Genomic DNA, 8054 nt, shown 5'->3' on the forward strand with positions numbered 1-8054 from the left:
GTCGTCGTCTCGACCTATCAGTCGGTCTCCGGCGCCGGCAAGGAGGGCATGGACGAGCTCTTCAACCAGACCCGCGCCGTGTTCTCGGCCGGCGAGGTCGCCGCCAAGAAGTTCTCCAAGCGCATCTCCTTCAACGTCATCCCCCACATCGACGTCTTCATGGAGGACGGCTTCACCAAGGAAGAGTGGAAGATGATGGCGGAAACCAAGAAGATCCTCGACCCGAAGATCAAGCTGACCGCCACCTGCGTGCGCGTGCCGGTCTTCATCGGCCATTCCGAGAGCGTCAACATCGAGTGCGAGAAGCCGGTCACGGCCGACGAGGCGCGCGAGATCCTGCGCGCGGCGCCGGGCATCCTCGTCATCGACAAGCACGAGCCCGGTGGCTACATCACCCCGCATGAGGCGGCCGGCGAGGATGCGACCTATATCTCGCGCATCCGCGAGGACAATACGGTCGAGAACGGCCTCGCCTTCTGGTGCGTCTCCGACAATCTGCGCAAGGGCGCGGCGCTCAACGCCGTGCAGATCGCCGAGGTGCTGATCAACCGCAAGCTGATCCAGCCGCGCAAGCAGGCGGCCTGACTTCGGCCCGCTGGATGGCGCCTGATCAGGCGGCCATCCAGCGGCAGCGGGGCGGCCCCGAATTCCGCGCCGCAACAGGATCAAGGTCGGGAGCCGGAAGACCGGCTTCCGCCAGCGCCCTCCGGGGACATGGGCGCCGTTCCGTCTTAGCGCGACGGTCTTGCCGGCGAATCGGCTAGGGTCGAGGACCTTCCTCGATGCATCGTCGGCGTGCCACACCCAGTCCCCTCTGAATCGCCGCCACCGGCCGAGCCCACGCCCCGGCCGGAGCCGCCGCCGCGCCGCGAGAACGCGCTGCGCGGCATCGGCCTCGTGCTGATCGGCGGCATCTTCCTGTCCAGCGCCGACGCCGTCTCGAAAGTCCTTGCCGCCAGCGTTCCGGCGCTGCAGATCACCTGGCTGCGCTATGCCGCCTTCTCGCTGATCATGCTCGCCGTCGCCCTGCCGGGCGGCGTGGCCGTGCTGAAGCCCAGGCGCCCGGCCCTGCAATTGCTGCGCGGCATCGCCGTCACCGTCTCCTCGATCCTCTTCGTTTCCGCGCTGAAATACCTGCCCATCGCCGACGCCACCGCGACGAGCTTCATCTCTCCGCTCTTCGTCACCGCGCTCTCGATTCCGCTGCTCGGCGAGAAGATCGGCTGGCGGCGCTGGACGGCGACGATGATCGGGCTGATCGGGGTGCTGATCGTGGTCCGGCCCGGCGGCGCCGGCTTCCAGCCCGCGGCCCTGCTGCCGGCGCTTTCGGCCGCCGCCTGGGCCTTCGCGCTGATCTTCACCCGGATGATGAGCGCGACCGAGAACCCGGTCACCACCCTGGCCTGGTCGGCGGTCACCGGCTTCCTGCTGCTCAGCCTGCTGCAGCCGTTCAGCTGGCAGCCGCTGACCGCCGAGGCGATCTGGCTCGGCATCTTCATCGGCGTCGCCTCGACGATCGGGCACTGGTTCGTCATCCTCGCCTTTCGCCATGCCGACGCCTCGCTGCTGGCGCCCTTCGCCTATATGCAGTTGCTCTGGGCCTCGCTGTTCGGCTTCTTCCTGTTCGCGGTGCTGCCGGACCGCTTCACCTGGCTCGGCGCGGTCTTCATCACCGGCTCCGGCCTCTACACCGCCCATCGCGAGCGCATCCGCGCCCGCAACGCAGTCGCGCGGCGCTAGGCAGTTCCGATCAAGCTTGCATCCAACGGCGGCTCCGGGCGCTACTGCAAGGATCAGCAGCCGCGTCCGGGAGCAGCCGCCCGCCATGCCAGCCATCACGAGGCCGAACCGCCGCGCCCTGCTGGCCGCAGGCGGCGCCGGCGTGCTCTCGGCCTGCTCGCCGCTTCGCCTGCTCAACGCGCTGACCCCGGCCGATGCCGGCGGGCGCCTCGCAGCGAGCGGCATCGCCTATGGACCGGAAGCGCGCCACAGGCTCGACATCTACGTTCCGGAAGCGGCGACCAGGCGGGCACCGGTCATGGTTTTTCTCTATGGCGGCGGCTGGAACAGTGGCGAACGCGCCGACTATACCTTCGTCGGCAGCGCCTTTGCCGCCCAGGGCTTCGTCACCGTCGTGCCGGATTACCGGCTGGTGCCGGAGGTGCGCTTTCCCGCCTTTGTCGAGGACGGCGCGCTCGCCTTGCGCTGGGTCCGCGACCACATCGCCAGTCATGGCGGCGATGCCTCCGGCATTACGCTGAGCGGCCATTCGGCCGGCGCCTATATCGCGATGATGCTGGCGCTCGATTCGCGCTACCTCGCCCGCGCCGGCCTGCGCCCCGGCTTCGTCGACAGCGTCGCCGGGCTGGCCGGACCCTACGACTTCCTGCCCCTCGACGATCCGCGCAGCATCGCCGCCTTCGGCCAGTACCCGCGCCCGATGGAGACCCAGCCGGTCAACTACGCCAGAGGCCGCGCGCCGCGCATCCTGCTCGCCACCGGCGAGGAAGACGGCACGGTAGAGCCACGCAACAGCCAGGTGCTCGCCCGCAAGCTCGCGGCGGCCGGCGCGCAGGTCGAATTCAGGAGCTATCCCGAGCTCGGCCATGCCGGCATCCTGCTCGCGCTCGGCCGCGGCTTTCGTGACCGGGCGCCGGTGCTCGCCGATATCGTACGCTTCGCGAAAGGCTAGAGACCGAGGTGGCGCGAAAAGCGCGCTAGCCCGGCTTCCTCACGCCGTACTGCGCCAGAAACATGGTCACGGCCGCCCCAACCACCCGGGTGATCTCGGCCTCGCTCGGCGGCGTCCGCAGGGCATTGAACAGGCGCGGACGCATCAGCGTCGACTGGCAGAGATCGACGAACTGCGCCGCGGCCAGCGCCGGGTCCTCGATCGCGAGCTCGCCGAGCTCGGCTCGCCGGATCAGGAAGTCGGCAAGCCGCTGCGCGCCCTGCATCGGGCCGCGCTCGTAGAACTCCCGGCCGAGCTCCGGCATGCGTTCGGCGACGCCGAGCACGATCCGCTGCGCGCTCAGCGCGAAGCCCCCGGTGATCAGCTTGACCAGCCTTTCGCCGAAATTGCCGAGCGCGTGAGCCAGATCGGGATCGTCCGCCAGGGCTTCGTACATGCCCTGCTTCTGCTTTTCGCGCTCGCGCTCGATCAGGGCGATGAAGAGGCGCTCCTTGTCCTCGAAATAGACATAGAGCGTGCCCTTCGAGACATTCGCCGCCGCGGCGATGTCGCTCATGCTGGCCGCGTCGAAGCCGCGAGCCGTGAAAACCGCATGCGCGCCTTCCAGAATCTGATGGCGCTTGTCGGGATCGCCGCCGGCCACCCGCCGGTTGCGGGGGTACGTCTTGGCTTGCGGCTCCGGGATCGCGGTCATTTCATTCCATCCGTGGTGCATCTCGCACCTGCAAAATAATCGAACCGCTTGGTTCGATTTGCACTTGATATGCTTCCTTTTCGGCGTTATCTCAAGCCATATCGAACCGCTGGGTTCGAATTGAGATCGTCAGGACAGCAGCATGACGGCCGAAACCCTCATTGAAAAGCATTCCGAGGCCCGCCGCGACCGATTGAAGCTGGTCGATGCGCGGCTCGAGACGGCGCAGCCGCCAGCCGAAGCCCGCAAGCCGGAAGAAGCCGCGCCGGGCAGTGGGCAGAGCGCGACCAGGCCGCCCGCACGCCGCCCCTCCGTCAAGCGCATCGCGCTGATCCTCGTCGCCGGCACCGCACTGGTGGCCGGCGGCTGGTTCGGCCTCGACTGGTGGCGCAATGGCCGCTTCATCGTCTCGACCGACGACGCCTATGTCGGCGCCGAGATGGCGACGATCTCGGCCAAGCTCGCGGCCCATGTCGCGACCGTCTCGGTCACGCAGAACCAGGAGGTCAAGGCCGGCCAGCCGCTGGTCGGCCTCGACGACGGCGACCAGCGCATCGCGCTCGAAAGCGCCCGGGCCAGGAGCGCCACCGCGGCCGCGACCCTGGCCCGCATCGACGCCCAGACCGACGCGGCCCGCGCCGGCCTGCTGCAGGCCCAGGCGCAGGCGACCTCGGCCGAGGCGGCCGTGACCCGCAGCCTCGCGGATTTCGACCGCGCCAACAGCCTGGCCGCCAAATCCTATGGCTCGCAGGCCGCGCTCGACGCGGCGACCGCCGCGCGCGACCAGGCAGCGGCCGGGCTCGCCAGTGCGCGGGCGGGCGTCGCCCAGGCGAAGGCCAATATCGAAGTGCTGCAGGCGCAGCGCCTCGAAGCCGCCCGCCAGGCCGATGAGCTCAAGGTCGCCGAGGAGAAGGCGGCGCGAGACCTCACCTTCACGAGGATCGCCGCGCCGATCGACGGCCTTGTCGCCAACACCAATGTCCAGCTCGGCGACCTCGTCAGCGCCGGCAAGCGGCTGATGTCGATCGTCCCGCTCGACAAGATCTATGTCGACGCCAACTTCAAGGAGACGCAGGTCGGCCCGCTGAAGATCGGCGACAAGGCGACGGTCACCGTCGACGCTTTGCCCGGCCAGGTCTTCGAGGGCACGGTCAGCGGCATCGCCGGCGGCACCGGCTCGGTGTTTTCGCTGCTGCCGGCCGACAACGCCACCGGCAACTTCACCAAGATCGTCCAGCGCGTGCCGGTACGCATCGCGCTGGCTCCCGAGGCGGCCGCCCGCCATGCGCTGCGCCCGGGCATGTCGGTCGTGGTCTGGATCGACCCGCGACCGCAGGCCCGCTGAGCCGACCCGTACGCGAGCCCTCATCCTGAGGAGCCGTCCTGCAAGGGACGGCGTCTCGAAGGATGGTCCAGCGCCCCCTGGAGCCACCCTTCGAGACGCGGCCTGACGGCCGCTCCTCAGGATGAGGGCTCGCCACCGCAACGCCTATCGCGATCGCCCCGAAGGAGGCCATGATGGCCACCGCGACCCTTGCCAGCCCGGCCGGCGCCCCGCCGGCTTCCGACGCCATCCCGGCAAGGCGCATCTTCGCCTTCCTCGCCATGGTCTTCGGCATGTTCATGGCGATCCTGGACATCCAGATCGTCTCGGCTTCGCTCGCCGAGATCCAGGCCGGGCTTTCGGCCTCGGCCGACGAGATCGCCTGGGTCCAGACCGCCTATCTGATCGCCGAAGTGATCATGATCCCGCTGTCGGGCTATCTCAGCCGGGCGCTCTCGACCCGCGTCTTCTTCTCGATCGCCGCCGCCGGCTTCACCGTCGCCAGCGTGCTCTGCGCGATGTCGTCCTCGATCAGCGAGATGATCCTGTGGCGCGCCGTGCAGGGCTTCATCGGCGGCGGCATGATCCCCGGCGTGTTCGCCGCCGCCTTCACCATCTTCCCGGCCTCCAAGCGGCCGGTCGTCTCGCCGCTGATCGGCCTGATCGCGACGCTGGCCCCGACCATCGGCCCGACCATCGGCGGCTATCTCAGCCATGCCTTCTCCTGGCACTGGCTCTTCCTGATCAATGTCGTGCCCGGCATCTGCGTCTCGATCGCCGCCTGGACCCTGATCGACTTCGACAAGCCGGACCACAGCCTGCTCAAGCGCTTCGACTGGCTCGGCCTCGCCGGCATGGCCGCCTTCCTCGGCAGCCTGGAATATGTGCTGGAGGAAGGCACGCGGCTCGACTGGTTCCAGAGCCATGAGATCGTCTTCTTCACCGGGCTGATGCTCGTCGGCTGCGTGCTGTTCTTCTGGCGGGCGCTGACCCGCGACGACCCGCTGGTCGACCTCTATGCCTTCCGGGACCGCAACTTCGCCTTCGGCTCGCTGTTCTCCTTCACCATGGGCATCGGCCTTTACGGGCTGACCTATCTCTACCCCGTCTATCTCGGGCGCATCCGCGGCTATGACGCGCTGATGATCGGCGAGACCATGTTCGTCACCGGGCTGGCGATGTTCCTGACCGCGCCGATCGCCGGCCGGCTGTCGCAGAAACTCGACCCGCGCATCATGATGACGATCGGCTTCGGCGGCTTCGCGCTCGGCACCTGGCTCGCCTCCTTCGTCACCGCCGACTGGGATTTCCACGAATTGCTGATCCCGCAGATCCTGCGCGGCTGCTCGCTGATGCTGTGCATGGTGCCGATCAACAATCTCGCGCTCGGCACGCTGCCGCCGCAGCAGCTCAAGAACGCGTCCGGCCTCTACAACCTGACCCGCAATCTCGGCGGCGCGGTCGGTCTCGCCTTGATCAACACCTTCCTCAACAGCCGCACCGATCTGCACATCGTCCGCCTGCACGAGGCCGTCGCCGCCGGCCGGCAACTGGCGGAGGAGAAGCTCGCGGAGCTGACCCAGCGCTTCGTCGATTATGGCGACGCCGCCCAGTCGATGGCGCTCGCGCTCCTGAACCAGCGCGCCCACAAGCAGGCGCTGGTCATGGCTTTCGGGGATACCTTCCTGGCCCTGACTTTCATTTTCGCCGGCCTCATCGCGCTTGCTTTCTTCATGCGCAAGCCCGGCCAGGCCGTGCCCGCCGACGCCGGCCATTGACGCCGCCGCGACCTGGCCAGCGCCATGGACAACCCCCTGATGCGTCTTGCCGCAGGGGGGCGGCAATTGACAGGCGCCTCGGGAAAAGGCAAAAATGACAATAATATCAGTAGTTTAGATAAATTCTAAACTGCATGAAACAGAGCTTGCGAGTTTTGGAAGGCGTTTCATGAGCATTCTGTCCCTGAAGGACGGCGTCCCGGCGCGCAATCAGGCGGACCAGATTCCGTGGCCGCAGAAGGCCCCGGCCGCCTGCCCGATCAGCGCCGTGAAGTCGCGCCTGCGCAGCGTCGGCCTGCGGCCGACCCGCCAGCGCATGGCACTGGGCTGGCTGCTCTTCGCCAAGGGCGACCGCCATGTCAGCGCCGAGATGCTCTATGAGGAAGCGCTCAGGGCGCGCGAGCCGCTGTCGCTGGCGACCGTCTACAACACGCTGCGGCAGTTCTCCGAGGCCGGCCTGCTGCGCCAGGTCTCGGTCTCCGGTCCGAAGACCTTCTTCGACACCAACGTCTCCGAGCACCATCACTTCTACAATGAGGACGACGAGACCGTCGTCGACATCCCGGGCTCCGAGATCCAGGTCTCCGGCCTGCCGGTGGCGCCGGAGGGCATGGTGGTCTCCTCGGTCGAGGTCATCGTGCGGCTGCGCCGCGCCGACGGCCAGGAGACGGTCGCCAAGCTCGCGGGGAGCGGCCGGGCGTGATCGTCTGTTCCTGCAACGTCCTTTCCTGCCGGCAGATCAAGGGTACCATCGCCTCGGACGGCTCCGGTCCGAAGACGGCGGGCGAAGCCTATGACTGCCTCGGCTGCAGCCCCGATTGCGGCCGCTGCGCCCGCGAGGTGCGCACCCTGCTCGCCGAGGCCCGCGCCGCCTGCGCCAGCCAGTGCCATAGCTGCGCCAGCCGCGAGGTCGAATGCTCCGTGCATGTCTCGGTCGGCCTGATGATGGCCGGCATCGAGGAGAACGACGACCGCTTCGCCGCCTGAGATTTCTCGCCGACCGCGATGAATCCGCCTTCCCTTTCCGGCAGCACCATCTTACATTAGGATCATTCTAATGTGGATTGCTTGCGGGGAGAGCGGCGATGAAGGGTGACAAGAAGGTCATCGAATACCTCAACAAGGGCCTGCGCTCCGAGCTCACGGCCATCAACCAGTACTGGCTGCACTACCGGATCCTCGACAATTGGGGTCTGAAGGACATGGCCAAGACCTGGAAGAAGGAATCGATCGAGGAGATGGTCCATGCCGACCGCTTCACCGACCGCATCCTCTTCCTCGAGGGCTTCCCGAACATGCAGACGCTCGACCCGCTGCGCATCGGCGAGAACGTCAAGGAAGTCATTGAGTGCGATCTCAAGGCCGAGATCGAGGCCCGCTCCCTCTATCAGGAAGCCGCGAAATACTGCCGCGAGGTCGGCGACTACCCGTCCGAGGAGCTGTTCAAGGACCTGATGAAGGACGAGGAAGGCCATATCGACTTCCTCGAGACCCAGCTCGACCTGATCGGCCGCATCGGCCTCGAACTCTACACCCAGAAGCATGTCGGCGGCCTCGAGGGCGACG

The 8054-nt window shown here is 67.5% G+C and carries 9 protein-coding genes; 8 read left to right on the forward strand and 1 reads right to left on the reverse strand.

Annotated elements, in window-relative coordinates:
• From V6M56_RS06955 to V6M56_RS06965, 3 genes are all read left to right on the forward strand, one after another.
• The coding region (locus tag V6M56_RS06955; RefSeq protein ID WP_332682387.1) for an aspartate-semialdehyde dehydrogenase at window positions 1-585 on the forward strand (585 nt) is incomplete at its 5' end.
• 210 nt (window positions 586-795) lie between these two features.
• Complete coding sequence (locus V6M56_RS06960) at window positions 796-1740, forward strand: DMT family transporter (RefSeq protein ID WP_332682389.1); 945 nt, start codon at window positions 796-798, stop codon at window positions 1738-1740.
• An 85-nt stretch (window positions 1741-1825) separates the two neighbouring features.
• Window positions 1826-2692 (forward strand): alpha/beta hydrolase, encoded by an 867-nt coding sequence (locus V6M56_RS06965; RefSeq protein WP_332682391.1) that lies wholly within the window; start codon window positions 1826-1828, stop codon window positions 2690-2692.
• A gap of 25 nt (window positions 2693-2717) precedes the next feature.
• Here the strand turns inward: V6M56_RS06965 and V6M56_RS06970 are convergent, their stop codons facing one another.
• Window positions 2718-3386 carry a TetR/AcrR family transcriptional regulator gene (locus V6M56_RS06970; RefSeq protein ID WP_332682393.1) on the reverse strand — a complete coding sequence of 223 codons (669 nt, stop codon included), beginning with the start codon at window positions 3384-3386 and terminating at the stop codon, window positions 2718-2720.
• Window positions 3387-3528: 142 nt separating this feature from the next.
• On the opposite strand from V6M56_RS06970, the gene V6M56_RS06975 reads away from it, so the two are divergent.
• The 5 genes from V6M56_RS06975 to bfr all read left to right on the forward strand — a co-directional run.
• Window positions 3529-4731 carry an HlyD family secretion protein gene (locus V6M56_RS06975; RefSeq protein ID WP_332682394.1) on the forward strand — a complete coding sequence of 401 codons (1203 nt, stop codon included), beginning with the start codon at window positions 3529-3531 and terminating at the stop codon, window positions 4729-4731.
• 170 nt (window positions 4732-4901) lie between these two features.
• A complete protein-coding gene (locus V6M56_RS06980; RefSeq protein ID WP_442881099.1) occupies window positions 4902-6488 on the forward strand; it encodes a DHA2 family efflux MFS transporter permease subunit in 1587 nt (528 codons plus the stop codon).
• A gap of 169 nt (window positions 6489-6657) precedes the next feature.
• Window positions 6658-7191, forward strand: coding sequence for an iron response transcriptional regulator IrrA (gene irrA / locus V6M56_RS06985; protein ID WP_332682398.1), 534 nt, complete (start codon window positions 6658-6660; stop codon window positions 7189-7191).
• Window positions 7188-7475, forward strand: coding sequence for a (2Fe-2S)-binding protein (locus V6M56_RS06990; protein WP_332682399.1), 288 nt, complete (start codon window positions 7188-7190; stop codon window positions 7473-7475). Before irrA ends, V6M56_RS06990 begins: the two co-directional genes overlap by 4 nt.
• A gap of 98 nt (window positions 7476-7573) precedes the next feature.
• Window positions 7574-8054 (forward strand): bacterioferritin (gene bfr / locus V6M56_RS06995; protein WP_332682400.1); only part of this gene is annotated, 481 nt, incomplete at its 3' end.

Origin of the sequence: Allobosea sp. (genome assembly GCF_036675845.1) — a bacterium.
Lineage (GTDB): Bacteria > Pseudomonadota > Alphaproteobacteria > Rhizobiales > Beijerinckiaceae > Allobosea.

Excerpts from the sequence above, each read along its gene's own strand:
- V6M56_RS06965 (WP_332682391.1), top strand. The coding sequence starts at position 1,826 with ATGCCAGCCATCACGAGGCCGAACCGCCGCGCCCTGCTGGCCGCAGGC.
- V6M56_RS06970 (WP_332682393.1), bottom strand. The coding sequence starts at position 3,386 with ATGACCGCGATCCCGGAGCCGCAAGCCAAGACGTACCCCCGCAACCGG.
- V6M56_RS06975 (WP_332682394.1), top strand. The coding sequence starts at position 3,529 with ATGACGGCCGAAACCCTCATTGAAAAGCATTCCGAGGCCCGCCGCGAC.
- V6M56_RS06980 (WP_442881099.1), top strand. The coding sequence starts at position 4,902 with ATGATGGCCACCGCGACCCTTGCCAGCCCGGCCGGCGCCCCGCCGGCT.
- irrA (WP_332682398.1), top strand. The coding sequence starts at position 6,658 with ATGAGCATTCTGTCCCTGAAGGACGGCGTCCCGGCGCGCAATCAGGCG.